This is a genomic window from Acidilobus saccharovorans 345-15, from assembly GCF_000144915.1.
Taxonomy (GTDB): Archaea; Thermoproteota; Thermoprotei_A; order Sulfolobales; family Acidilobaceae; genus Acidilobus; species Acidilobus saccharovorans.
The window spans coordinates 1,443,067-1,465,930 of the sequence record NC_014374.1; the positions used below are offsets into that span (position 1 = coordinate 1,443,067).

The 22,864-nt window shown below is 61.2% G+C and carries 25 protein-coding genes; 15 read left to right on the forward strand and 10 right to left on the reverse strand.

What is annotated here, in order from left to right; all coding sequences use genetic code 11:
• Window positions 1-33: 33 nt before the first annotated feature.
• Both ASAC_RS07355 and ASAC_RS07360 read right to left on the reverse strand, forming a co-directional pair.
• Window positions 34-1,527 carry a sodium:solute symporter family protein gene (locus ASAC_RS07355; protein ID WP_238523607.1) on the reverse strand — a complete coding sequence of 498 codons (1,494 nt, stop codon included), beginning with the start codon at window positions 1,525-1,527 and terminating at the stop codon, window positions 34-36.
• Window positions 1,524-1,733 (reverse strand): DUF3311 domain-containing protein, encoded by a 210-nt coding sequence (locus ASAC_RS07360; RefSeq protein WP_048812900.1) that lies wholly within the window; start codon window positions 1,731-1,733, stop codon window positions 1,524-1,526. Before ASAC_RS07360 ends, ASAC_RS07355 begins: the two co-directional genes overlap by 4 nt.
• A gap of 166 nt (window positions 1,734-1,899) precedes the next feature.
• Here ASAC_RS07360 and ASAC_RS07365 point away from each other — a divergent pair, with 166 nt between their 5' ends.
• From ASAC_RS07365 to ASAC_RS07375, 3 genes are all read left to right on the forward strand, one after another.
• The gene (locus tag ASAC_RS07365) at window positions 1,900-2,466 is read left to right on the forward strand and encodes a hypothetical protein (protein WP_013267372.1); all 567 of its coding nucleotides are present in this window, start codon (window positions 1,900-1,902) and stop codon (window positions 2,464-2,466) included.
• Window positions 2,467-2,492: 26 nt separating this feature from the next.
• A complete protein-coding gene (locus tag ASAC_RS07370) occupies window positions 2,493-2,984 on the forward strand; it encodes a flavin reductase family protein (RefSeq protein WP_420805110.1) in 492 nt (163 codons plus the stop codon).
• Window positions 2,985-3,083: 99 nt separating this feature from the next.
• Window positions 3,084-3,572: an SAM-dependent methyltransferase gene (locus ASAC_RS07375; protein WP_013267374.1), complete on the forward strand. Its 489-nt coding sequence runs from the start codon at window positions 3,084-3,086 to the stop codon at window positions 3,570-3,572.
• 23 nt (window positions 3,573-3,595) lie between these two features.
• Here ASAC_RS07375 and ASAC_RS07380 read toward each other — a convergent pair whose 3' ends face one another.
• Window positions 3,596-6,073: a tRNA(Met) cytidine acetyltransferase TmcA gene (locus tag ASAC_RS07380; RefSeq protein ID WP_013267375.1), complete on the reverse strand. Its 2,478-nt coding sequence runs from the start codon at window positions 6,071-6,073 to the stop codon at window positions 3,596-3,598.
• 252 nt (window positions 6,074-6,325) lie between these two features.
• Here ASAC_RS07380 and ASAC_RS07385 point away from each other — a divergent pair, with 252 nt between their 5' ends.
• The 10 genes from ASAC_RS07385 to ASAC_RS07430 are packed head-to-tail and all read left to right on the forward strand — an operon-like array spanning window position 6,326 to window position 15,990.
• Entirely contained in the window at window positions 6,326-6,985 is a 660-nt protein-coding gene (locus ASAC_RS07385) for an archaellin/type IV pilin N-terminal domain-containing protein (protein ID WP_013267376.1), read from the forward strand.
• An 11-nt stretch (window positions 6,986-6,996) separates the two neighbouring features.
• Entirely contained in the window at window positions 6,997-7,374 is a 378-nt protein-coding gene (locus ASAC_RS07390; protein ID WP_148217217.1) for a hypothetical protein, read from the forward strand.
• On the forward strand, window positions 7,371-8,042 hold the full coding sequence (locus ASAC_RS07395) for a hypothetical protein (protein ID WP_013267378.1): 672 nt from the start codon (window positions 7,371-7,373) through the stop codon (window positions 8,040-8,042). Before ASAC_RS07390 ends, ASAC_RS07395 begins: the two co-directional genes overlap by 4 nt.
• A gap of 6 nt (window positions 8,043-8,048) precedes the next feature.
• Entirely contained in the window at window positions 8,049-8,543 is a 495-nt protein-coding gene (locus tag ASAC_RS07400) for a hypothetical protein (RefSeq protein WP_013267379.1), read from the forward strand.
• Between the two features lie 9 nt (window positions 8,544-8,552).
• Window positions 8,553-9,041 (forward strand): hypothetical protein, encoded by a 489-nt coding sequence (locus ASAC_RS07405; RefSeq protein ID WP_048812902.1) that lies wholly within the window; start codon window positions 8,553-8,555, stop codon window positions 9,039-9,041.
• Window position 9,042: 1 nt separating this feature from the next.
• A complete protein-coding gene (locus ASAC_RS07410; protein ID WP_013267381.1) occupies window positions 9,043-9,732 on the forward strand; it encodes an ATPase domain-containing protein in 690 nt (229 codons plus the stop codon).
• A 1-nt stretch (window position 9,733) separates the two neighbouring features.
• Window positions 9,734-11,443: a type II/IV secretion system ATPase subunit gene (locus tag ASAC_RS07415; RefSeq protein ID WP_013267382.1), complete on the forward strand. Its 1,710-nt coding sequence runs from the start codon at window positions 9,734-9,736 to the stop codon at window positions 11,441-11,443.
• On the forward strand, window positions 11,440-13,065 hold the full coding sequence (locus tag ASAC_RS07420; protein ID WP_013267383.1) for a type II secretion system F family protein: 1,626 nt from the start codon (window positions 11,440-11,442) through the stop codon (window positions 13,063-13,065). The genes ASAC_RS07415 and ASAC_RS07420 overlap by 4 nt, the downstream gene beginning before the upstream one ends.
• 55 nt (window positions 13,066-13,120) lie before the next feature.
• A complete protein-coding gene (locus tag ASAC_RS07425; RefSeq protein ID WP_013267384.1) occupies window positions 13,121-15,094 on the forward strand; it encodes a DUF2079 domain-containing protein in 1,974 nt (657 codons plus the stop codon).
• Between the two features lie 59 nt (window positions 15,095-15,153).
• On the forward strand, window positions 15,154-15,990 hold the full coding sequence (locus ASAC_RS07430; RefSeq protein ID WP_013267385.1) for a deoxyribonuclease IV: 837 nt from the start codon (window positions 15,154-15,156) through the stop codon (window positions 15,988-15,990).
• Here ASAC_RS07430 and ASAC_RS07435 read toward each other — a convergent pair.
• Together ASAC_RS07435 and ASAC_RS07440 are read right to left on the reverse strand one after the other, a co-directional pair.
• Window positions 15,987-16,289, reverse strand: coding sequence for a CpXC domain-containing protein (locus ASAC_RS07435; protein WP_013267386.1), 303 nt, complete (start codon window positions 16,287-16,289; stop codon window positions 15,987-15,989). The two genes, ASAC_RS07430 and ASAC_RS07435, sit on opposite strands and share 4 nt — an antisense overlap.
• Before the next feature lie 188 nt (window positions 16,290-16,477).
• The gene (locus tag ASAC_RS07440; RefSeq protein ID WP_013267387.1) at window positions 16,478-17,113 is read right to left on the reverse strand and encodes an archaellin/type IV pilin N-terminal domain-containing protein; all 636 of its coding nucleotides are present in this window, start codon (window positions 17,111-17,113) and stop codon (window positions 16,478-16,480) included.
• A 50-nt stretch (window positions 17,114-17,163) separates the two neighbouring features.
• Between ASAC_RS07440 and ASAC_RS07445 the strand changes: the two genes are divergently transcribed.
• The gene (locus tag ASAC_RS07445) at window positions 17,164-17,691 is read left to right on the forward strand and encodes a hypothetical protein (RefSeq protein ID WP_013267388.1); all 528 of its coding nucleotides are present in this window, start codon (window positions 17,164-17,166) and stop codon (window positions 17,689-17,691) included.
• On the opposite strand, the gene ASAC_RS07450 is transcribed toward ASAC_RS07445, so the two are convergent.
• The gene (locus tag ASAC_RS07450; RefSeq protein WP_148217218.1) at window positions 17,688-18,773 is read right to left on the reverse strand and encodes a DUF711 family protein; all 1,086 of its coding nucleotides are present in this window, start codon (window positions 18,771-18,773) and stop codon (window positions 17,688-17,690) included. The two genes, ASAC_RS07445 and ASAC_RS07450, sit on opposite strands and share 4 nt — an antisense overlap.
• A 76-nt stretch (window positions 18,774-18,849) precedes the next feature.
• On the opposite strand from ASAC_RS07450, the gene ASAC_RS07455 reads away from it, so the two are divergent.
• Window positions 18,850-20,184 (forward strand): signal recognition particle protein Srp54, encoded by a 1,335-nt coding sequence (locus ASAC_RS07455; RefSeq protein WP_013267390.1) that lies wholly within the window; start codon window positions 18,850-18,852, stop codon window positions 20,182-20,184.
• On the opposite strand, the gene ASAC_RS07460 is transcribed toward ASAC_RS07455, so the two are convergent.
• The 4 genes from ASAC_RS07460 to ASAC_RS07475 are packed head-to-tail and all read right to left on the reverse strand — an operon-like array spanning window position 20,153 to window position 22,794.
• Complete coding sequence (locus tag ASAC_RS07460; protein WP_013267391.1) at window positions 20,153-20,479, reverse strand: AlbA family DNA/RNA-binding protein; 327 nt, start codon at window positions 20,477-20,479, stop codon at window positions 20,153-20,155. The genes ASAC_RS07455 and ASAC_RS07460 overlap by 32 nt on opposite strands.
• 42 nt (window positions 20,480-20,521) lie before the next feature.
• Window positions 20,522-21,139 carry a hypothetical protein gene (locus ASAC_RS07465; RefSeq protein ID WP_013267392.1) on the reverse strand — a complete coding sequence of 206 codons (618 nt, stop codon included), beginning with the start codon at window positions 21,137-21,139 and terminating at the stop codon, window positions 20,522-20,524.
• On the reverse strand, window positions 21,136-21,894 hold the full coding sequence (locus ASAC_RS07470) for a hypothetical protein (RefSeq protein ID WP_013267393.1): 759 nt from the start codon (window positions 21,892-21,894) through the stop codon (window positions 21,136-21,138). The genes ASAC_RS07465 and ASAC_RS07470 overlap by 4 nt, the downstream gene beginning before the upstream one ends.
• On the reverse strand, window positions 21,895-22,794 hold the full coding sequence (locus ASAC_RS07475; protein WP_158303802.1) for an ABC transporter ATP-binding protein: 900 nt from the start codon (window positions 22,792-22,794) through the stop codon (window positions 21,895-21,897).
• Window positions 22,795-22,864 lie beyond the last annotated feature (70 nt).

Here is a 22,864-nt window from a genome sequence, read left to right on the forward strand (position 1 = left end):
GATATGCATTGTTGCCGCAGGCGGCCCTGCGGCTCAGGGGGCGCCGCGGGCAAGGAGCGAGGCCGCCGCGGAGCCCGCTAAGACAACGACAAGGTTTACTGCCAGGGCTATGAGCCCAACGAAGACAGGCACGCCCCCGACTGCTATTGAGGTGGTCCTTATGGGCCCGAACCTGTTGGCGAGGAGGGTCAGGTAGACCCCTGACGCCAGGCCCGCGGCGAGGCCCGCCAGGAGTGCCCTTGGGTCGAGCCTCCTGATGACAAGGCTTAGCATGACAGGGGGCAGGGTCTGGAGCACTATTATGCCGCCGAGCAGCTGGAGCTGAATCGCATACGTCAGCGGGGTCACGAACACGAAGCCCAGGGCTAGGAACTTGAAGAGCACGGATGCCCACTTGGCTGCGGCCTCCTCACCCTCCGGGCTGAGCCTCGCCAGGGGCCTCACTATGCCCCTCACCAGCAGGTTCGACTGGGCTATGGCCATTATGGCAGCCGGCACCATGCCGCCTATGAATATGCCCGCGAGGATCACAGCCGCAAGCGGGCTGGGGAGGAGGAGCTGGGCCATGGCAGGGACGACGAGGAGCCCCCTCTGGGACGCCGGGAACTGGGACACGAACCTGAGCACGCCAGGCATGAGGTAGGCCGCGAAGCCAAGGAAGGAGAACACGCCAACAGCTATGACGTAGAGGGGCAGCAGGGCCGTGGAGGTCCTTATAGTCTTTGGCGACTGGGAGCTCATGACTCCGTTGATTACGTGTGGGTAGAGGTAGAGGGCCAGGGCGCTGCCCAGGGCCAGGCTGAGGTAGTCAACGTAGAGGTCGCTCCTGAGCGTCAGCGTGCCCGTGGGCAGCGGGTCCCTGGAGAGCCCTGAGAAGAGGCCCTGGAAGCCCCCGACCCTGGATATCACCACCGCGGCCATTACAACCACCGTGAGCCAGAGGAGCGCGTCCTTGAGCACAGCCCCAAGGGCCGAGCCCCTGAGGCCGCTCCTGTATGTGAAGGCCGCCAGGACGGCGAAGGCAAGCAGGAGGGAGAGCTCAGACACGAGGCCCGGGCTTGAGACGCCCTGGAGCAGGACCTCCAGCACGGCTCTCATGCCGTCTATCTGCACGGCCATGTAAGGCAGCACGGCGACTATGCCCGTCACCGCGACGGCCACCCCGAGGGCCCTGCTGCCGTAGATGTCGGCCACGAGCTCCGCGGCAGTGAGGTGCCCCCTCCTCCTGGCCTCGGACCAGAGCCTAGGCATGGCAGCGTAGGCCACCAGGAACGTGACGGCGTAGGGTACGGTGAAGAACACTATAGCGCCTGAGGCGAAGGCCAGCGAGGGCACGCTGACAAGCGTGTAGGCCGTGAACACGTCAGCGCCGAGCAGGAACCAGATTATGACTGGCCCGAACCTCCTGCCGGCTATGGCCCACTCCTCGAGCCCCCCGCCCGACCTCCTGAACCTGTGGCCCAGGAAGCCCAGGGCCGAGAGGGCCGCCACAACCGCAGTGAACATCGCTAGCTCAGCGGCGTTCAACTGGGCTCACCCCCGCACCTGGAGGCCATGACAAGGCAGGCGCTGAGCACTAGTAGCCAGGCGAGCTGGTACCAGTAGAAGAAGGGAATCCCCAGGAGCTCAGGGGACGCCCTGTTGTAGAGGGGGACCGGAAGTATCATTACCAGGGGCGCCAGGAGGAGCAGCACCTCTACGAGGCGTCCCCTGCGCCCCCTACATATTCCCATTCCATCACCGCGCACCTCGCTCTCGGCTAATCCAAGGCCTCAGGCATTTAAGTGTTAGCCCAGTGGGAACGCGTTATGGCTGTATACATCCTCCGGCCCCGGCAGCGGTGTTACTCGCCCCTCCCTGCGAAAGCCCCCTTTAAGCTAAGGAGCTAAGGGGCGAAGCTTGAGCCAGCAGTCTGAGAGGGCAGTGAGCAAGGAGACGCTGGAGGCCTACCTGAAGAAGAGGATACAGGAGCTCGAGGAGGAGCTGTCAGCGCTCAAGGCGCTTCTCGACTACATAGAGGACGCGGGCAAGGCCAGCCCGGCTGAGAGGCCCGAGGACATAAAGGTAGGCAGGAGGAGGGTGGCGAGGCTCCTCAGGGGCGAGGGCTACGTGAGGGTCGTGCCGGAGGTGCCCATGGCCCTCCCCAAGGAGGTCAGGGAGTACCTCAGCACCGTTGAGGCCGAGATAAGGGCCTACCAGGGCAGGGAGGGGAGCGACGAGGGCGGAGGGGTCAAGCTTACCATAAGGGACAGGCCCGACGGCAGCGTGGCTGAGATCAAGTTCGACGGCCTCTACTCCACCCTGGAGTTCCTCAAGGCCAAGGCGGCGCTGAAGTATGCGATGGAGGTCTCATACGAGGTCTACAGGGCCCAGATGAAGGGAGGCGCCGAGGAGGAGGGAGAGGGGAAGGAGGAGGGCGGCGAGGAGGGCGAGGAAAGTAATAGTGAAGACAACGAGGAAGCTTAATTTTGTACTTCGGCCTCCTTAGCCAGGTGCAGGCCTTGGACGCCGGGGAGCTGATAAAGCAGTTCATGAGGTCGGCCGCCCAGCAGGTCTACGTTGTCACGGCGAGGGACCTGGGGGGCTCCTACGCGGCCCTGACCGTGAGCTCGATGACAAGCCTGAGCATAAGCCCTCCCCTGATACTGATATGCATAGACAGGTCCAGCAGGAGCCACGAGGTCCTGACCCAGACGCCTTACTTCATAGTAACCATGCTCTCCAAGGACGACGAGTGGGTGTCCCGCTTAATGGCTGAGCCGGGCGACGCCCTTGACAAGCTCAGGAGGGTGAACTACGTGGAGAGCAGGTATGGTCCCATGCTTCCCGGCGACAGGCCCTACCTGGTGGCCAGGAGGTGGGCCGTCTACGACGGAGGGGACCACTCAATAATTGTCGGGGAGGTAGTTGACGGCAGCGCCCCTCCCATGAGGTGCCCCCTGCTTTACCAGAACAGGGCGTACACCACTGTTAAAGGGTGTTAAGGGCTCAGCAAGTTAGCTTAAATCAAATGACACCAGTCAACACGTATAAGGGTACCCACCACGGGTGACCAGGAGGAGTTAGACCTAGGGTGGATAGCGATGGCGTTCGGAGGGCCTTCGGTTCCGTTCGTGCCTACCAGGCCTGAGGTCCTTGACCTGGTGTTCCAGGCGCTGGACCTCAAGGAGGGCGACGTCCTCTACGACCTCGGCTGCGGCGACGGCAGGATAGTCATAGAGGCCGCCAAGAGGTACCCGATAAAGAAGGCAGTCGGCGTTGAGCTCAGGGACGAGCTCTACAAGGAGGCCAGCGAGAGGGTCAAGAGGGAGGGGCTCGACGGAAAGGTTGAGATAGTTCATGGGGACTTCTTCAGGGTCCCGATAGGCGAGGCCACCGTGGTCTACATGTACCTGCTGACCAGCGTCAACGAGGCCCTGAAGCCGAAGCTCAAGCAGGAGCTGAAGCCGGGGACCAGGGTGGTGACCCTGGACTTCCAGATACCCGGGTGGAAGCCAGTCAAGATAATAGGGGACAGGGGAGGCTGGCAGAGGACCCTGTACGTCTATGTCATAGGAGACTCCGACTCGTAGCTCTAGGTTATCTCCCCTTTTTGTTAGAAGTCGTCAAAGCCCAGGGCCTGCAGCGAGCCCTCTCCAATGCCGTAGTACTTGGCCGCCAGCTTCCTTATTGCCGTCTTAACTAGGGACAGGGCGTCCTCGAAGCCCACGCCGAGCTCCCTCGAGGCCTCTGGCCACGGCCTCCCCTGCATCACCTTGACGGTTATGGCCAGCTCCTCCTCGCGGCTCAGCAGGCCCCTGTCCAGGGGCGCCCTCTCCCAGTACGTCATGACCACGTCCCTTATGACGTCGTTGCTCGTCTCGTAGGTCATGGTGCCGTAGAGGTAGGCCCAGAGCCTCTGGAGCCTCAGCTTGTTCATGGGCGGCACGTCGTCCCTCAGGGGCGCCGTGGCGTTGAGCATCGCAACCGCTATGTCAGGCTCCATGCCCCTGTAAGTGTCCTGGAGGCTGTTGAGGAGCTTGTACTTGAACTCCCTGTTGGCCGCTGCCGTGAGCCTGGAGGCCTGCTCGCTTATGGGCTTGAGCACCAGCACCGTGAACTCGCCGCTCACGGGGTTCCTGTCAGGGCTTATGTGGATGAGCTGGAAGCCGTTCCTGGCCCAGAACCTGACCAGCTTCTCGTTGACGCCGAAGCCGCTGCCCACCCAGTCGTAGCCCCTCTTGACGGCCTCCTCGTATATGCCCCTGAGGAGGGCCGAGCCTATGCCCTTGTCCTGCACCTTGGGGTGGGTCGCTATCCTGACTATCCTCCAGCCCCTCAGCCTTCCGAAGGGAGGGACCCTCAGGTGCTTTATCACCCTGTCGGGTATTATGTTGCCCTTGGTCTTGTCCTGGTTGAGGAGCGTGTTGCTCAGCTCCTCGTCCAGCCCTCCCTCCTCGGCCAGGAGCGCCGCTGAGACCACTTTGCCCGAGGACGTGGCCATGGCCCTTATGCTGTAGTGGGGGGCGTCGGCTATTAGGGCGAGGTCGTCGGGCTCGTTCCTGTAGTGGGCCTGCACGTATATCCCGAAGGCCTGCCTGAGCAGGTCCTCCCTCTTTGAGAAAAGCTCCTCGGGCTCCAGCGCCAGGTACTGCAGCCTCCCCTCCCTTATGTCCCTCAGGTCAGCGTCGTCCAGGTCCGCGGGCTCAGCGTCTAGGAGCAGGACATCGAACAGCCACCTCTCGACCGGGTCGTTGGCGGAGTACCTGATGGGCTCGCTCATCTCGAACTCCCTCAGGTCCGTGTCGGGGTCCTGCCTCACCTCGCCGAGGAACCTGACGCTGAAGCCCCTTCCTGCGCCCTCGTAGCCGTGGATCGTCGAGGCCACGAGGACCCTCGAGTGGCTCCTCCATATCTTGTGCAGCAGGGGGACGGGGAGGCCGCTGGCCTCGTCTATTATCACCAGGTCAGCGTCCACCTCTGGCACGTCGTCGGGACTCACGTACTTTATTCTGATCCCCTTGCCCCTGAAGCCGGCTATGAGCCCCCTGTCAACTATGGGCTCAACGTCGAGGCCCTCTGCCTTGAAGGCGCTCTCGGCCAGCTGCATGAGGCTCTGCGTGTTCTCAAGGTCGGGGGACGTGACGACGGCCCTGAAGGTCCTCTCCCTGGAGAGGACCTTTGCCAGGCCGGCCATGGCTATGCCTGCGGCGCAGCTCTTGCCCCTGCCCCTGTCGGCGGTTATCACCAGCAGCTTCCTCCTGCCCCTCTTCGGCGACTCTATGAGCCACTCCGCCTGCTTTATGGCGTTGACCTGGTCCTGGGTGAGGGCCAGGGAGTACAGCTCCCTTGGGAACTCCGCCTCCTCGGGCGGCGTCACCTTCCTCTCAGCGGCGGCCGGTAGCTTGGTAGGCTGCCCGCTTACTATGCTGTCGTTATCAAGGTCAACTACGAATATGTTCTCCTGGTGCTCCAGCAGCTTCCTCTTGAACCAGCCTATGAAGACGTACCTTGGCTGGTCGTGGCCTGGGACCAGCAGGTTCTTCCTGAAGTCCGTGAGCTGCTGGTCCCACGAGCTCCACGAGGGTGCCTGGAATATTATTATGCCCCCTCCCTCGACGACGCCGACCAGGATGCCTACCCTGTTGGGCCTGAGGTCGTTGACCAGGTCAAGCACCAGGCCCTGGAAGGTGGTCCCGAGGTACCTCCTCGAGTCCTCGGACTTTATTATGGTCAGCTTGAGAAGGTTGCCCCTCTCCTTGACTGACCTCTTGACGAGCTCCTTCCTCAGCTGCGAGTCCTCGTAGTCCTGGTTGAAGGCATAGAGTACCCTGAGCTGGGGCCTTAACTTCAGGGACCTCATGACCTGCTCGTAGGTTATCAGCGCGCTGGCCGTGGCAACCCCGACCTTTACTGGGTCGGAGCCGCTGAGGACCACCATGACCCTCGTGTTGGATGCCACTGCGTACTTTATGGCCCTCCTAAGCAGCCTCCTTAGCCTGAGCACGGACTCCGGCAGCTCCTTACCGAGCTCGTAGGAGGCCTCCTCGGCCTGCCTCTTGACCCTCTCCCTCTCCTCAGGGCTCCTCCTCAAGTCGGGACACCACGGCCACAAGTCTAGGGCTGGGTCGGCCCTATTAAGGACGGGCCTTGCAACGAAGGCCTTAAGCGGCAGCTTTCAGCGCTATCTATTGCTATGCAATATCTCAGCCCTAGTTCATGACCGTAATACTGTGCAGGACCTGAGGTATTACAGGAAAACACTTCATACCGTAGTTCTATCCTCATTGTCCCACGTAAATCCCTATATCTTACGGGGGCGCCTTAACATTCCTTGGTCTGAGACATGCCCAGGAGAAGCAGGAGAGGCATGGTGGGCATAGACACGGCCATAATCCTCATAGCGTTCGTCCTCGTGGCCGCGGCAGTGGCCTTCGTGGTCCTCGACATGGGCATGACGTCGGCCCAGAAGGCCAAGCAGACCATGGAGAGCGGCCTCCAGGAGTCGTCCACGGCCCTCCAGGTTGACGGCAACGTCATGGCTTACGTGAATGGCAGCGGCTACGTCCAGGACATATTCATACCGCTCGGTGTGACGCCAGGCACGGGCTACGTCAGCTTCGCCCCGAGCCTGATGGAGGTGTCAATTATAACGTCAAAGGGCAGCTACCCCGACATATACATTGGCGTCAGTAACGTAAGCCTGGGCGCGCACCCCAACGTGAACCTCACTGCAATAGCGTTTAACTTCACCTCAGCGGCCACCGCCAAATACCCCAAGTATCAGAGCATGGCTGCCGCGGTGGTCTACTTCATACACGGCAACATAACTCCCTACGTCCTGGGCCCCTACGGCCAGGCCCTGCTGGTGATACACCTGCCATACGGGCTGCCGGCTTACTCGAGCTTCACCGTGACCATATCGCCAAGCATAGGAGGGGCTATAACTGTAGCCAGGATCATACCGCCTGACAACGTGAGCAGCACGATAATAGACCTTGGGTGAGGTGCGCAACTTTGCGCACTGAGAGGCCAACAACACAAAGGTCTTTTTTTGTGGTTGAGGGCTCCGCCAGGGAAGTGAGCAACGTCTCAGCGGCCCTGACGGGGCTCTTCCTTGCGATTGGCGTCCTGGGGGCATTTATAATCGTCGAGGGTCGCGGACCCCTGTACTCAGCTGCGGGCATAGCCGCCCTGGTAGTTGCGGCCCTCGACGTTCCTGTGCCCCTTTCGCTGATTACCAGCGTCAAGGGGAACTGTGATCTTTCCGGTTTTTTCCTCTCGGCGCTGGCACCCTCAGGGAAGAGCTCGGCCCCGCTGGGTTCACGCCGGCTGGAGCCCTGGAGTCCCTCCTCCTCAGAAAGGTCAGGCTTGCGAGGAGGTGTGTTGCCATGAGTGAACAGAAGCCACAGGAGCAGAGGCCACAGGAAGCTCCCACAGAGCTCAGGGACGTGGCAGAGATGCTCAGGGACGCCGCCGCTCAGCTCAGGTCAATTATAGACAGCCTCAACAACCCGCTAGCTGCAATAGCGGCCAACGCCATGCAGAGCCAGCAGGCGGCCCCTCAGCAGCCACAGCCCAGGGAGCAACATAGCCAGGAAGCGCCACAGGAGGCGAAGCGCGCAGAGCAGGAGGACGTCGTTAGACCCCAGCCTCGCCCTGAGGCGACCAGCACGGAGGTGGTAAAGGCCCAGCCGATGGCCTCCCAGGCGGTAGGTCCTAGCAGGGCCGCCGCGCCTGTAATCCCTGTGACTAACGTTGAGAGGGTAATGAAGCTCCTCAACCTCTTCGCCGACATGAACATACTCTCAAATGACTTCTTCGAGAGCGTGGTTAAGGCCATGAGCTCCCTCGGGGTGCTCAGCGACGGCGAGAGGGACGCCCTAGTCTACCTCCTGAACACGATGAAGCTCGGCGTCGAGAAGGGCCTCTCTCCCCAGGAGGTGGTATCCCTCCTGGCAATAATATTCAGCGAGGCCGGGGTTGACAACGACGAGGTGATAAGGAGCGGCCTTGCCAAGGTGATACTGTCTAAGCTGAGGAGGCAGGACGAGTCGAGGTGAGAGGCCTTGAGCGAGGTCGCGATAAGTCACACGGTCTTCATTATAGTCACTGTAATACTCGTGTCGGCCGTGAGCGCCGCTGTCATACTTAAAACATATCAGATAATGAGCGCTTACTCGCAGAGGTCTAGCGCCGAGGCCCAGGCCCTTGAGACGCAGCTTACGCCGGTCTACGCCTACTACAACTCCACTGACTCCTCTTACTACGTCTTCATAAGGAACAGCGGGTACACCACGATAAGCAGAGCCGAGCTGAGCTATGTCGAGGTCTTCCTGGGACCTGCCAACGGGACGCTGAACATGTACCTCTACTCCCAGTCGGGCGGCCAGGGGACCTGGGGGCTCGTGGCCATGTACGGTTCCCAGGGAGGCCAGCTGAGCCCCGGAGCCATGGCAGAGATAGTTGTGAGGACCGGGGTTAACTTCGGCAACACCGTGCACGTGGTCATATCTCTCCCCGACGGCCAGGACTTCAGCGCGTACCTCCAGTCGTCCCCTTAGGTGGATCCCATGGGGCTTGAGGTAGCCGTCGGCATGGCAATAGCCGCCGTGGCCCTGGTCGTGGTCCTGGGCTCACTTGCAGGGATGATACTCACTGCCTACCGCGCGGTCCCGCAGCCCCAGGCCCTCAGCCCTCCCCCCTACATCAGGGTGACCTCGGCCTACCTGGAGTCCAACAACAGGACCCTGCTGGTAAACGTTACAAACTATGGCCAGGAGCCGCTGTACCTGGTCGGCGAGACCTACGTGATAGTGCTCTACAGCACCTCCCTGGGGGAGAGGGTCCAGGTGTTTAACCTGACCTCGAGCCCTCCCGTGTTCAAGTTCGTGGGGGACTACGCGGCCCCCTATTCCCCTGGCTCCGGCCTCATGCCGGGCGAGACCATAGAGCTGAACCTGACCCTGACGTACCAGGCCATTAGGTCGCAGCCGATGAGCGTTACAGTAATACCCCTTAAAGCACCTCCCGCCCAGTATTCCTTTACACCGGGCCCCTAGAGTGATACTTAGCACTGGCAACGAGGAGATAGACTCAAGGTTGGGGGGAGGGATACCCCACCCGAGCCTCATAGCTGTCGAGGGCGACAACGGCTCGGGCAAGACCAGCATCGCGCTCCTCCTGGCGCAGACATACCTCAGGGCGGGCCTCTCGGTGGTCTACTTCACAAACGAGGGGGGCAGCTACACCTTCGTGAACAAGGCGAAGGAATCAGGCTTTGACCTCTTCGACTACTTCCTGAGGGGCTCCCTGAGGGTCTACACTATGAACGTGGGCGTCCCAGTAACGAGGAACACCGCTGAGAAGCTCCTGGGCGCCCTGTCCTACATATTCACCTCGGGCAGGCTGGGCTTCGACGCCGCCGTGATAGACACGCTCTCCTACCTTTCCTCGGCGGCCCCCGAGAGCTCAATAAAGATGCTGTTTGAGGCCCTCAGGAAGTCAGCGGACAGGGGCATGAGTGTGGTTGTCACATTTCACCCGAACACCTTGCCCAAGGCTCTCTCGGAGCCCATAAAGGCCACGTGTGACGGCTACATAAAGCTCAGCGAGGCCAGCCTTGGGGGCAGGAGGCTCAAGGTGCTCACAATAGTTAAGCTCAAGGGCCTCCCCTCGGGGGCCCAGAGCTCCATAACGTTTGACGTGGACCCAGCCTTCGGGATCAAGGTCATACCAATAGTGTTGTCCTGAGGTGCTTGCCTTGAGGTTTAGCCTTCTGCCGAGGAGGTCGAAGGGCCAGGGGCCTCCTGAGGTAAAGGAGCCTGACTTCGGCGAGAGGCCCCAGTACCTCCAGGAGTACATCTCAAAGGTGAGCGGGGAGCTCGGGGAGCCCGTCTACATGGAGAAGCTGGACTCCTCGCTTAAGAAGCGGAGGGAGTACAACGTCATCTACCCTGTGGGAGGGGGCGTCTTCATTCACGCGCACTCCGTCAGGGGCAGCGACATGGGCAGGTACATAGTTATAGAGCCCCCGAGGCCCCCGCCCGAGCTCCTTAGGGCAATAGACGTCGCCCTGGCCAACGTGATAAGCGGCGAGGCCCCAGAGTCTGCGGAGGAGAGGAGGAGGCTCCTCCTCTCGCTCCTGGACAGGATACTTGAGCCTGCCAGCTCGGACGTGGACTACTCCTCGCTCTCCAGCGACCTGGAGCTGAGGAAGGTGCCTGTTAAGAGGGAGTGGGTCGACTACATAAAGTACCACGTGGTCAGGGACAAGATAGGCGTCGGGGTACTTGAGCCCTTCCTCAGGGACCCGTACCTCGAGGACATCTCGGCCAGCGGCGTCGGCAACATATACCTGGTGCACAAGATATTCAACAGGATGGAGAGCACCGTGAGCTTCTCCTCTGAGGACGAGCTGGACTCCTTCGTGCTCAGGCTGGGGGAGAAGATAGGCAAGCCCATAACGAGGGCGAGGCCCATAGTCGACGCCACGCTGCCCGACGGGAGCAGGATAAACATTGTCTTCGGGAGCGACGTGAGCCTCAGGGGCACGAACTTCACCATAAGGAAGTCGTCGAAGGTGCCCATAAGCGTCACCCAGCTCATAGACTGGGGCACGATAGACGAGAGGGTCGCGGCCTACTCCTGGATGCTGCTGAGGGAGGGCATGAGCGGCTTCATATGCGGCGAGACGGCCTCAGGCAAGACAACAGCTTTAAACGCGATAGCCGTCTTCATAAGGCCCACCTACAAGATAGTCACAATCGAGGACACGGCCGAGGTCCAGCTTCCCCACCCCAACTGGACCAGGGAGCTGGCGAGGGACACCGGAAGGCCTGAGACCAGCGTGACCCTCTTCGACCTGCTGAGGGCAGCTCTGAGGCAGAGGCCCGACTACATAATAGTGGGTGAGATAAGGGGTGCTGAGGGCGCAGTCGCATTCCAGGCCATGCAGACTGGCCACCCGGTGCTCTCAACGTTTCACGCGGGCGACTTCACGAGGCTCATACAGAGGCTCACGGGCCACCCCATAGACATACCCAAGCCCTACATGGACAACCTTAACTTCGCCTGGTTCCAGGCCTCGACCTACTCTAAGACGGGCCTCCTGGTCAGGAGGATGACCGCGCTTTACGAGATAGTCGGCTACGACCCCAACAGCGACTCGGTGAGCGCAATACCCGTGTTCACCTGGGACCCCTCCACTGACCGCTTCATATTCTCAGGCAGGGGCTCAAGCTACCTGCTGGAGGAGAAGATAGCGAGGATGAGGGGACTCTCGAGGAGGGACTACAGGCTGATATATGACGAGCTTGAGCTGAGGGCCTCCTTCCTGAGGGAGCTGGTGAACAGGAAGGTCTTCGACTACTTCCAGGTCTTCAAGGCCGTGGTCAAGACAGAGAGCATGGGCATAGAGAAGGCCCTGGCGGAGCTGAGGGCAGGGAGGCTTGACCTGTCTTGAGGAGGCCAGGGAGGCCTAAGGTTAGCCTGCTGCACGTCTCAGCCCTGGTGATAGCTGCCGGCCTCCTGCTGCTTGCGGTGGGCAGGACGAGGCTGGAGGCGCCGTCGCTGCTGATAATTATGGCGGGCGGCGGCGCGCTCCTTTACTGGCTGCTCTCCCACAGGACGTACATAAAGCTAGACGTGGACTTCCTTTACTCCCTGCTTCACATGTACGTGGTCTCCACAGGCTCCCAGCCGCCAGGTGAAATAGTCAGGAGCGCGTCCAAGGGGCCCTACGGGCACTACTCGAAGACCTACAAGAAGGCCGCCGAGCTCTCGAAGAGGTGGGGCTACACAGTACCCGAGGCCCTGTCGCTCTCCTCAAGGGGGGAGAGGAACAAGGCGTTCAAGGAGTTCATGGAGAGGTTCGCTGTCATCTCAGCAGTGGGCGAGGAGGTGACGTCGTTCCTCAAGGTAGAGTACGAGACCATAAAGTTCAACTACCAGAACTTCTACAACAGGAGCCTTGACTCGCTCAACGTGCTGTACGGCGCCTACGCGTCAACCATGGTCTCGGTGATATTTGCAGTCACAACGATGATGCTGCTGTTCTTCTTCTTTGGGGGCACCAGCCTCAGGATAGTTATACTGAGCTACGTGGCCGCCCTGGTAGCGATTTCCGTGCTTGGGGTGCTGGTGATACTGAAGGCCCCAAAGGACCTATTCGAGGCCAAGAGGTCCAGGAACCCCACGGCGCTCCTCGCCGACATCCTTGCCGCTGCCGGGTTCGTGCTGGGCGTCATAATATCATACCTGGTGCTGTCGCACGGCGTCAACTACGTTACCGTGGGCATATCATTCATAGTCTTCGGCCTCCTCTTCGTCCCCGCGGGCTACGTGATAAACAACATGGAGAACCTGATAGACGACTACGACAAGTTCTTCCCAGTCATGATAAGGAGCCTTGGAATATACCTGTCCCAGGTGCCCGACCTGAGGCAAGCGGTCAAGGAGCTCTCCAAGATAGAGCTCGGCAGGCTGAGGAAGCTGCTCGAGAACCTCCAGGCTTCCCTCGCCATGGGGGTCGACAAGGGCATAGCTATGGCCAAGTTCGCCGTGCAGACGGGCAGCGAGAACATATACAGGTCGCTTCAGGTCTTCACTGACGTCATGGACCACGGAGGGGACCTGAGCGAGGCGGGCGTGGCCCTCTCTGATCACATGAACCTGCTGCTCACCCTGAGGGAGAGGAAGCTCCAGGTCACAGGGAACTTCCTGTCAACGCTCATACTTATGCACGCCAGCGTCATAGCGATAATGGTGTTCATGGCAGAGATGATGTACTACTTCTCACAGCTGCTGATACCCCTGAGGGCCAGCATAAGCGATTCCTTTGCAAACATCTTCGTCTTCGGCAACATAAACGTGCCCCTGCTGGAGTCCTCAACGCTCATATTTGCAGCAGTGATAACGCTCATAAACGCCTACATACTCGCGGTCACCAAGGTGGGGAGCCCGAGGTCCTTCTACCTCTTCCTGGCAATACTCTCAATAATGACGGGAGGCGCCATAGTTGGGGTAGCCGCCCTGATGTCGTACCTGTTCCACATATTCCCAGTGACGGCAGCCGGCCTCCCCTAGGCCTTGCCTCCCGCCCTAAATACCTGCCCCAGGCAAGGCACCCTCGGGGTCCTGCTTGAGGCGGAACGTCGCCTTCTACCTCGTGCTGTTAGCGGCTTACGCTGCATACTCGGCCGCGTGGTCCTACATAGCCCTGGCCAAGGTGTATGGCCTCAGGGTGACCTTAGGGGACCTGGGCATAATAGTGCAGGGCGCCTGGGACTCCGTGCACTCGGGCGTCCAGGGCTTCGTTAACTACCTCACGGGCCAGGCGGCGCTCCTAATATATGCCTTGTTCCTGCCCCTCGGCCCCCACATGATAGAGGCCCTGGTGATCTTCCAGACGCTGTGGCTGGGGGCCGCGGCCTTCCCGATATTTGCGATAGCCAGGAGGTACCTCAGGAGCGACGTCGCCGCCCTCATGCTAGCTATCTCATACCTCATATACTTCCCCCTGGCGGGCGTTAACTGGTTCGACGTTCACAGGCAGGCCCTCTTCCCGACCCTCTTCATAACCTCATACTACCTTTACCTGAGGGGAGGCAGATCCAGGTACGTCTCGGTGCCCCTGATGATATTCTCTTCGATGCTCAGGTTCGGCTACGAGGTCTACCCCCTGTGGTTCGGCGTGACGCTAGTTGGCTACTGGGCCCTCAGGGACAGGAGGGAGAGGTTCGGCCTTGCCGCGGGCCTCACGCTCATAGTCGCCTCCCTCCTGCTGGCGGCGTATAACGTAGGAATCCTGACGTCGCTCTTTACGTCGCCCACTAAGGCGATCCAGGCGGCCCCCGCCTCGGTGAGCTCAACGGCGTCCACGTATCTAAGGCTGACTCCAGGCCTGTCGCAGCTGCTCTCGATAAACATAGTGGCGCCCCCGGTGGCCGAGCCCGGCCACGTGCAGCTGCTCTACGTGAGGGGCTACGTGGTTGACGCCCTGACCATCGGGCTCTCCCTCCTGCCTGTGCTCTTCCTGCCGCTGCTCTCGTGGAGGTGGGCCCCCGCGCTGCTGCCGTTTATAGCGCTCCTGGCGTTCTCATCCTACTGGGGCTACCACTACCCCTACTTCTTCAGGTTCGAGTACCCCTCGATAATCATGGCTCCCGTCTGGCTCGGCACGGTAGAGGGCGCAGCCGTGATATCCAGGGGGTCGCGGAGGGTCGCCACCTACGTGGCAGCTGGCGTGCTCGTCATGTCAGCTGTGACTGCCGCCTTCTTTGAGCCCTACGGGCCGCTCAACTACATGTCCTTCACGGACTACCAGCTCTCCCAGTGGACAAGCTTCAACGTGACCTACTATGAGAGCATGATAGACGTCATAAATATGGTGCCGCGCAACGCCACAATGATAGCGGCCCAGGACAACATGCCTGAGCTGCTGCCCAGGCCCAACGGCGACGTCCTCCTGGGCTGCATAGAGGCCAACCAGAGCCAGTACATAGTCGTTAACGTAATCCACGGCCTCTACCTATATTACGATAACACTGACGTCTGCGGCAAGAGCATGCTTGAGGTCGCGGACTGGGCCCTCAGGTCAGGCTACGGCATAGTGGCCGAGGAGGGCGGCACCATGCTGCTTGAGAGGAACTACTCGGGCGGCGTGGTCGCCTTCAGGCCGTACTCCTACAGCTACGGGGCCGGCGACCTCTGGCCCCTCTTCACGGCATGGTATGGAAAGGGCTACATAAATGTGACCAGCTTCCATTACGGCAGGCTTGAGGGGCTCTTCGCGGAGCCCCACGCGCTGAACTTCCTGCCGGGAAGGTACAACGTGACCTTCTACGTAATGAACGACGGCCTCTCGCCGTCAACGAGGCTCTACGCCGTGGTCACAGGCTACTACATAAGCGGCGACGGCCTCCTGACCCAGATAACGCTCCTCAACGAGAGCGTGCCCGTCTCACTGCTGCCCCAGGGAAGGTGGGTGAGGCTTACTCTAAGCTTCTACTCGCCGACGTTAGTGGGCTTGGGCTCAGTGACGCTGCTCTCTGACGACGTGAACGGCACCCTGCTGATAAGGGGCTTCTCCATTGCCCAGACTTCGCCTTCTTAGGCATAAGTAAGTGTTCCCCCCTTTTACCTTCCCTATTCAACTTCTGGCTGGGGAGAGGCTTGACCGCGCTGAGGTTCGGTCCAGCGGGGAAGCCCACGAACTTCAGTGGGGACTACGAGGACGTGCCCCCGGTGCTGAGGCAGATGGGCCTTGACGCCCTCGAGTATGAGGCCGTCAGGGGCGTTAGGGTGACCAAGGAGAAGGCTGAGAAGATAAGGGAGGCGGCGCAGCAGTACGACATAACGCTCAGCATGCACGCCCCCTACTTCATAAACCTGGCCAGCCCCGAGGAGGAGACCGTCAGGAAGAGCGTGGAGAGGCTCAGGGAGGCGGCCCAGGCCTCCGAGTGGATGGGCGCCTACGCGGTGGTCTTTCACCCAGGCTACATAAAGGGGAACTCCAGCAGAGAGGAGGCCCTGAACAGGGTCATTGAGGCCCTCAAACAGGTCTTCGACGGACTTGAGCTCAGGGTGGCCTGGCTGGCCCCCGAGACCACTGGCAAGGAGTCCCAGGTGGGCGACGTGGAGGAGACCATAAGGATATGCCAGTCCCACGACAGGCTCAGGCCTGCCGTTGACTGGGCCCACCTCCACGCCAGGACGGAGGGGGCTGACATAAACAGCGAGGACGACGTCATTAAGGTGATTGACAGGATAGAGAAGGAGCTCGGCACGTGGGCTGTAAGGCCGCTGCACACGCACTTCTCAAAGATAGAGTACGGCAAGGGCGGCGAGAGGGAGCACCACACGCTGGGCGAGAGGGACTTCGGGCCCGAGTGGGAGTACGTCTGCAAGGCCTACGTGGACACAGGAATTGACGGGGTCATAATAAGCGAGAGCCCTATACTTGAGCAGGACGCGCTCCTGATGAAGAGGGTCTGCGAGAAGTACCTTTAGCCTGTCCCAGCCGCGGCCAACCCCTTAACCTCGGGACTTATTTCGCTCAGCAGCTTAGCCTTCTCAACCACCGCCATGGCCTCCGGGACCAGCAGGTACCTCAGCCTGTAGAGGCCCTCCAGGGGCACGTACACGGTTCCCTCCTCAACGTGGCCGCAGGCCTCGCACCTGAAGTGGTGTTTAACCTCTATGAACGCCTGCCCGTCCCTGACCACGGGGCCCGAGACTTCGTAGTGGTACTCGCCCAGGGCTCCACAGGATGGGCACACGGCAGGCTTAACTATCGACCTCGTCTCCACGCTGGCCCCCGTACTACTCTTGTAAAGCGACTATAAAGGGGGCAGAGGCTGGCAGGAGCCCTTTGCTGCAGATGCACATGCGACATACTGGACTTAGCTTAGAAGACGTAGAAAAAGGTAATAAAAGAAAAAAAGGAGATGGAATAGAGCTAGGTATAGCTCAGATATTAGTCGTTAGGGCCCGATTCTCATCCAAGGTCTATTGTGGTGTTAGTCACGTTGTCAGGCGGTATGATCCTGGCTACAGTTATAGCCCCTCCTATGCTTGGCGATATGGTCACGGTGAAGCTCTTGTAGGCAGGCAGCCCCGAGGGCAGGTAAATCACCAGCAGGGCCTGGCCGTAGGGGCCCAGGACGTAGGGAGTTATGTTGCCGTGTATGAAGTAGACCACCGCGGCAGTACTGGTCGTATACGCGGTTTGCATATCAGTAGCAATAGTGTATAAGGGGGTTGAGGGGTTCATCTCCAGTAGGTTACTGACGCCCCTGTATATGTTAGCGTAGCTGCCGCTTGGAGTTATAATTGACACCTCCATCAGGCTCGGGGCGAAGCTGACGTAGCCCGTGCCGGGGGTCACTCCGAGCGGTATGAATACGTCCTGCACCTCACCGTTACTGTTCACGTAAGCCATGACGTTGCCGTCAACCTGGAGGGCCGTGGACGACTCCTGGAGGCCGCTCTCCATGGTCTGCTTGGCCTTCTGGGCCGACGTCATGCCCATGTCGAGGACCACGAAGGCCACGGCCGCGGCCACGAGGACGAACGCTATGAGGATTATGGCCGTGTCTATGCCCACCATGCCTCTCCTGCTTCTCCTGGGCATGTCTCAGACCAAGGAATGTTAAGGCGCCCCCGTAAGATATAGGGATTTACGTGGGACGGCTTGCCAAGTGTGAGGAGCCTAGGCTGACCCCTGTAATACCTCAGGCCCTGCACAGTATTACGGTCCTGGACTTGAGGAGGCCAAGGCTGCCAGGGCTCCCCGTGAGGGAGAACTTGGCTGCCATAGCAATGTTCGCCGCGGCGGTGCTCATAGCCCTGATGTTGGCCAGGCTGTCGCCCATAATAGCCTCAAGGATAGGGGCCCCTGGGATAGCGATAACGCAGCAGAGGGTCACGCTGCTCTCCTGCGGCGCTGTGGCCACGCAGCAGGGCATGCTCCAGGTCTACGCTATAGCTTATAACAACGGGACCTCGGGCGTCGAGGTCTCAAGCGCTTACCTTTACGACAGCGCCGGCTTTGAGGACGCCTCGAACACCACTCAGGTATACATACCTCCCAAGCACTACGTGCCCATAACCATGTATGTCATGGCACTTAACCAGTATGAGCCCTACACGGTGACCGTCTTCACGGCCTCCGGCTACCAGGCCAGCTGCCAGTTCACCTACGGCGGCTAGATAGCAATCACCGGGGCCTCGCCGAAGCGGCCCAGGTCCACCTTGTCCCCGGGCTCAGCGCCGTCAACCGGTATGAGCCTCACCCCGAGGGTCCTTCCCTTGGCCCTCGAGTACGAGGCCACGTCAAGTATGAGGCCCGCCAGCCCCTGCAGGTCCGCCGGGACAGCGACCATGTCAAGGCCAGCCACGCAGGCCCCGCTGAGCATCGCAAGGTACCTGGCGTTAACGTCGCCCTCGCTGGCCCTTGCCTTGAGCTTGGAGTCCTCGCCCACGGGTAGCATGACCTCGTTGAACCCTATAGTCCTGAGCCCCCTGGAGGCCTCTGCTATGGCCTCGTTGACCAGCCTCACGCCGACCACGAAGCCCGGCTTCGGCATCCTGACCCCGGCCACCTCCTCCACAAGGCCAAGGGATGAGTCCTCCATCCACGGGGAGACGCTGAGGTCCACGCCCATGTACTCCGCCCCCAGGTAGCTGGCGACCGCCTTGGCCAGCGACTCAGCCCTGCCGTGGGCCTCGGCTATGGCCTTGACTAGGCCCTTGATTCCGCCAGACCTGTAGGCCGAGGCGAGGTACGAGGGGTAGGTGAGGGCCGCCGTGACCCCAACCCTGCCGGGTATCGCGGACGCGAGCGGGTAGTAGGGCGTGACGAAGTGCCTCTCGCCGGAGACGTTAACTGCCACCCTCGTGGCGAGGGTGGGGTCCTCGGAGGCTATGCCCGCTATGAGGGAGGCGGCGGCCCTGGCCTCACTCCATGAGGGCTCCCTGAGCAGCAGGGAGGCGTAGAGCCCCGCCGAGGCCAGCGCCTTCAGGTCGTCCTGGCTGACGCTCAGCTCGAGCTGCCCGACGCTTATTGACGCCTGCGAGGTCAGGTGCTCAAGCTCCTTTGCCAGGCCGCCCAGCCCGGCGCCACCTGGGTCAGGTATGGCTACCCTCACGTACGTCGGCCTGACGCCGAGCTGGGAGGCGGCGGAGTCCACAGCGTCAAGCAGCCTGCTCACGGCGTCCTCGAGCGACTCTGCAACCTCATCGCCCTCCACCGTGCCAAGGTGAAGGGTTACGGCCCTCACCTCGAAGCTCACGGCCTGCACCTGGGCCTGTGGAGGCCTTGAGGTTATTAGCCTCAATCGCTGGGGAAACCAAGGGAAAGCTGCCTTGGTGCTCGAGGGCCTCAGGGAGGCTGTGAGGAAGTTCCTCGGCGGAGGCTCCACCTACAAGGACTCGGTCGAGGAGTTCATAAGGGACCTGCAGAGGGAGCTCATAAGGGCGGACGTCAACGTCGCACTTGTAAAGAGGCTCAGCGACGCCATAAGGCAGAGGGCCCTCGAGCAGGAGCCGCCCCCGGGCGTCAGCAGGAGGGACTGGTTCCTGAAGATAGTCTATGAGGAGCTTGTCAAGGTGTTCGGGGGAGAGGAGCCGCCGAGCGTGGAGCCGAGGAAGGTGCCCTGGGTGATCCTCCTCGTGGGCGTGCAGGGCTCGGGGAAGACCACAACGGCGGGCAAGCTCGCCAGGTTCTACAGCGCCAGGGGCTACAGGGTAGGCCTGGTGGAGACCGACACCTACAGGCCCGGGGCCCTCGAGCAGCTGAGGACCCTGGCCCAGATGTCAGGGGCCCTCTTCTACGGGGAGCCCGCTGGGAGGGCCGAGGAGATAGCCTCCAGGGGGGTCAAGGAGCTCGAGTCCAGGGGGGCCCAGGTCATCATAGTTGACACCGCCGGGAGGCACGGCTACGGCGACGAGCAGGCGCTCCTGGACGAGATGAGGAGGATAGCCGACGCCGTGAGCCCCGACGAGGTGGCCCTCGTGGTTGACGCCGCCATAGGCCAGAGGGCCTTCGACCTTGCAAGGAGGTTCCACGAGGCCACACCGATCGGCACAATAATAGTGACAAAGCTTGACGGCACGGCCAAGGGCGGAGGGGTTCTCTCGGCCGTCGCGGCCACGGGGGCGAGGGTTAAGTTCGTGGGCACGGGCGAGAAGGTGGACGAGCTGGAGCCCTTCGACCCCCAGGGCTTCGTCTCAAGGATCATGGGCCTCGGCGACATAAGGTCGCTGCTGGAGAGGGTCAGGGAGGCCGAGGCCGAGGAGAGGGCTGTAAAGGTAGTGGAGGAGGACATAGAGAAGGGCAGGGTCAACATGAGGACCATATACGCCCAGCTCAAGTCAATAAGGAGGCTGGGCCCGCTGAGCAGGGTCCTGGAGATGCTGCCCCTGTCCACGCTCCCTGTCAAGGTTGGCGACGAGCAGGTGAAGCTCGGGGAGGAGAAGATCAACAAGTGGCTTCACATAATAGAGAGCATGACTTACGAGGAGCTTGACGACCCGGACATAATAGACAGGTCGAGGATGAGGAGGATAGCTGTGGGCAGCGGGACCACGGTTAACGACGTCAAGGAGCTGCTGGCCTACTACAAGTCAGTCAAGGCGGTGGTCAAGAGGCTGAAGAGGGACAGGTCCCTCCTCAGGAGGTTTGGCCTGCAGGCTGGGGAGTAGGCTGGGAGCCCTGCGGGGCGAGGGCCACCGTTATCTCCACGGCCGGGAGCTTCACCTTGCCTTTGTCTGTGTCGACCTCCTCGTAGTCCGCCGAGAAGGACTTGACATAGAGGTTCGTGAAGTACCTGGCCTTCACGGCGCTTATCACGTCAACGGCCTTGCATATGGCCTTCCCCCTGGCCTTAACCTTGACCTCGGCCGAGGGGGACGAGTTGAAGACCTCTATGAGGGCAAGCATGTAGTTAACTACGGGCTTCTTGCCTATGAGCACCACGTTCTCCTGGCCCTGCGACATATACTTCGCCTCAAGGTGGGTGGGGGCTTGGCAATAAAAGCGTTAGGCAGCCCTCCTGAGGAGGTCGTAGGCCAGCGAGGCCACCACGAGGACCGCTGCCCCGGCGGCCGCCCCCAGGTTTGAGAGCCTCCCGTAGCCCGTCACCCTGTAGTCCACGCTGACCCCCACGCTTGAGCTGGAGTTGCTGGGCACTGCCACCACCACGAGGTAGCTGGAGCTGTTCACATTGCCCCTCACGGTGTAGACGCCGTTCACCGGCCTGGAGTACTTCACCGCGTTCTGGAAGGCCTCCTCCACGAATATGGGGTTGCCCTGGAGGCCGGCAACCTCCACTATCACTCCGGCCCTGAAGTCCTCGTCCGTCGAGAGCGTGACGACCTTGAGCCCGAGGCCCTTGACCTGGGGCAGGAGGGCTATCGGGTTTGCCTGAAGGCTCAGGTAGAGCACCTGGGAGGCCCCGATGATCCTCATGGTGGCGACTCCCTGGGACGTAGTCGGCATAACCACTGCAACTGCCGCGCCCACCTGTGACGAGGGCACTGCGGTCGAGTAAGAGGTTCCCAGCTGGACGCCGTAGTAGGTGGCCACCAGGCTCGATATTATCAACGCGACACCGACGAAGAACAGCAGCCTTGACACGGCTGTCCTGTACCACCTCAAGTCGGCTCGAACCTCCTCTCAAAGTAGTAGAAGTAGAGGCCTAATAGAACAGCGTACGAGAGCGGCACCACAAGGTACTGCCATGCGCTGACGGCCTGCCCAGTGAGGCCGTAGTAGACGTCGAAGTAGAACCCCATGGAGTTCGAGGCGTTCACGAGCGACTGTATGTTGTCAAGGAGCCCTATCAGGTAGAGCACCCCCGAGAGGGCCACGTAGCCGAAGTAGAAGGATATGCTTGCAATTATAGCGGTGCCCGTAGACCTGAACCTGCTGGCCAGCAGAAGGAAGACTGTGCCGTAGAGCTGGCTCTGCACCAGGTACGAGGCCCACATGGCCGCGTACTGGGCGGGGCCCCTGAGCACCACGGGGTAGAGCATTACGGCCGTCACTATGGCCGGCACCCCAAGGAGCATGGCCGCCGGGAGCAGCGACCTGGTTATGTAGAGCACCGCCGCCACCGCCCTCCTCGAGATGGGGTAGCTCATGTAGACCTGCATTATCCCCCCTTGCACTATGTTCACGAGGTCTGACGAGGCCCTTATCGCGATGTATATCGTTGTCACGAAGAGCGCCAGCGACTCTGGGCTGAAGGTGAAGCCGGGCCCCAGGGCGGCCACGGGGCTTGATATTGGCTGAAGCACTGAGAGGGCGCCGCCCATGGCCGCTACCACGAGGAGCATTATGTCAAAGCCGGGCGGCCTGAGGGCGTCCCAGAGGTCCAGGTAAAGCAGTTCAAGGCTCCTCCTTATGGACATTCAGCTCACCTCCCTCAGGAGCTCCTCGAGGCCAGGCTCCACCAGGTCTATGCCGTAGTACCTTATGCCGGAGCTCACTGCGTCCGCAAGCGCCAGCAGGAGGGCCCTCTCGTCGTCAGGCCCCCTGAGCCTGACCGTGACCTCCTGGACCCCGGCCTCCGCGTTGAGCCCCCTCCCGATGAGCGCCTTTGCCAGCGCCTGGGGGTCAGGCGCCCTGACCCTGGCGACCTTGATGGACCCTATGACCTCGTCGGGGGCCCCTTGGGCCACCACAGAGCCCTGCTTTATCACGACTATCCTGTCGACGACCCTCAGCACCTCGGAGAGCACGTGGCTTGAGAGCAGTATCGTCACCCCCCTCTCCTTCTTTAGCCTTGAGAGCGTCTCGAGCACGGAGGCCCTCTCGACGGGGTCAAGGTTGCTGGTGGGCTCGTCGGCCACAAGAAACTTTGGGGAGGCCACGAGGGCGTGGGCTATGGCTGCCCTCTGCTTGAGGCCTGCCGAGAGCTGGCCGAAGGGCCTGGACTCGTGGCCCTCGAGGCCTGCCAGCTTAACCGCCTCCCTCACGTCAGACTCGGGCACCCCGTAGATCCTGGCAGCCCTCCTCAGCAGCTCTATGACCGGCATGGTCGCCGGGAGGGAGGGCCTCTCAAATATGACCCCCACGCTCTCCCTCGCCGTGGGGTCAAGGAAGGGGTCCCTGCCGAACAGCCTGACGTCGCCCGAGTCCCTCCTCAGGAGGCCCAGGGAGACCCTTATGAGGGTTGTCTTGCCCGCGCCGTTGGGGCCCACGAGGCCCAGGAACTCGCCCTCCCCAATGCTCACGCTGACGCCCCTCAGGGCCTCCCTGTCCCCGAACCTCTTCCGCACGTCCCTGAGCTCCAGCACGGCCTGGCCCAAAGCCTTAGCTCCCAGCCCCACTGTGGGCGCGGGCTTAATTTTCCTTTAATACAGGGAAGACCGGGGTCGG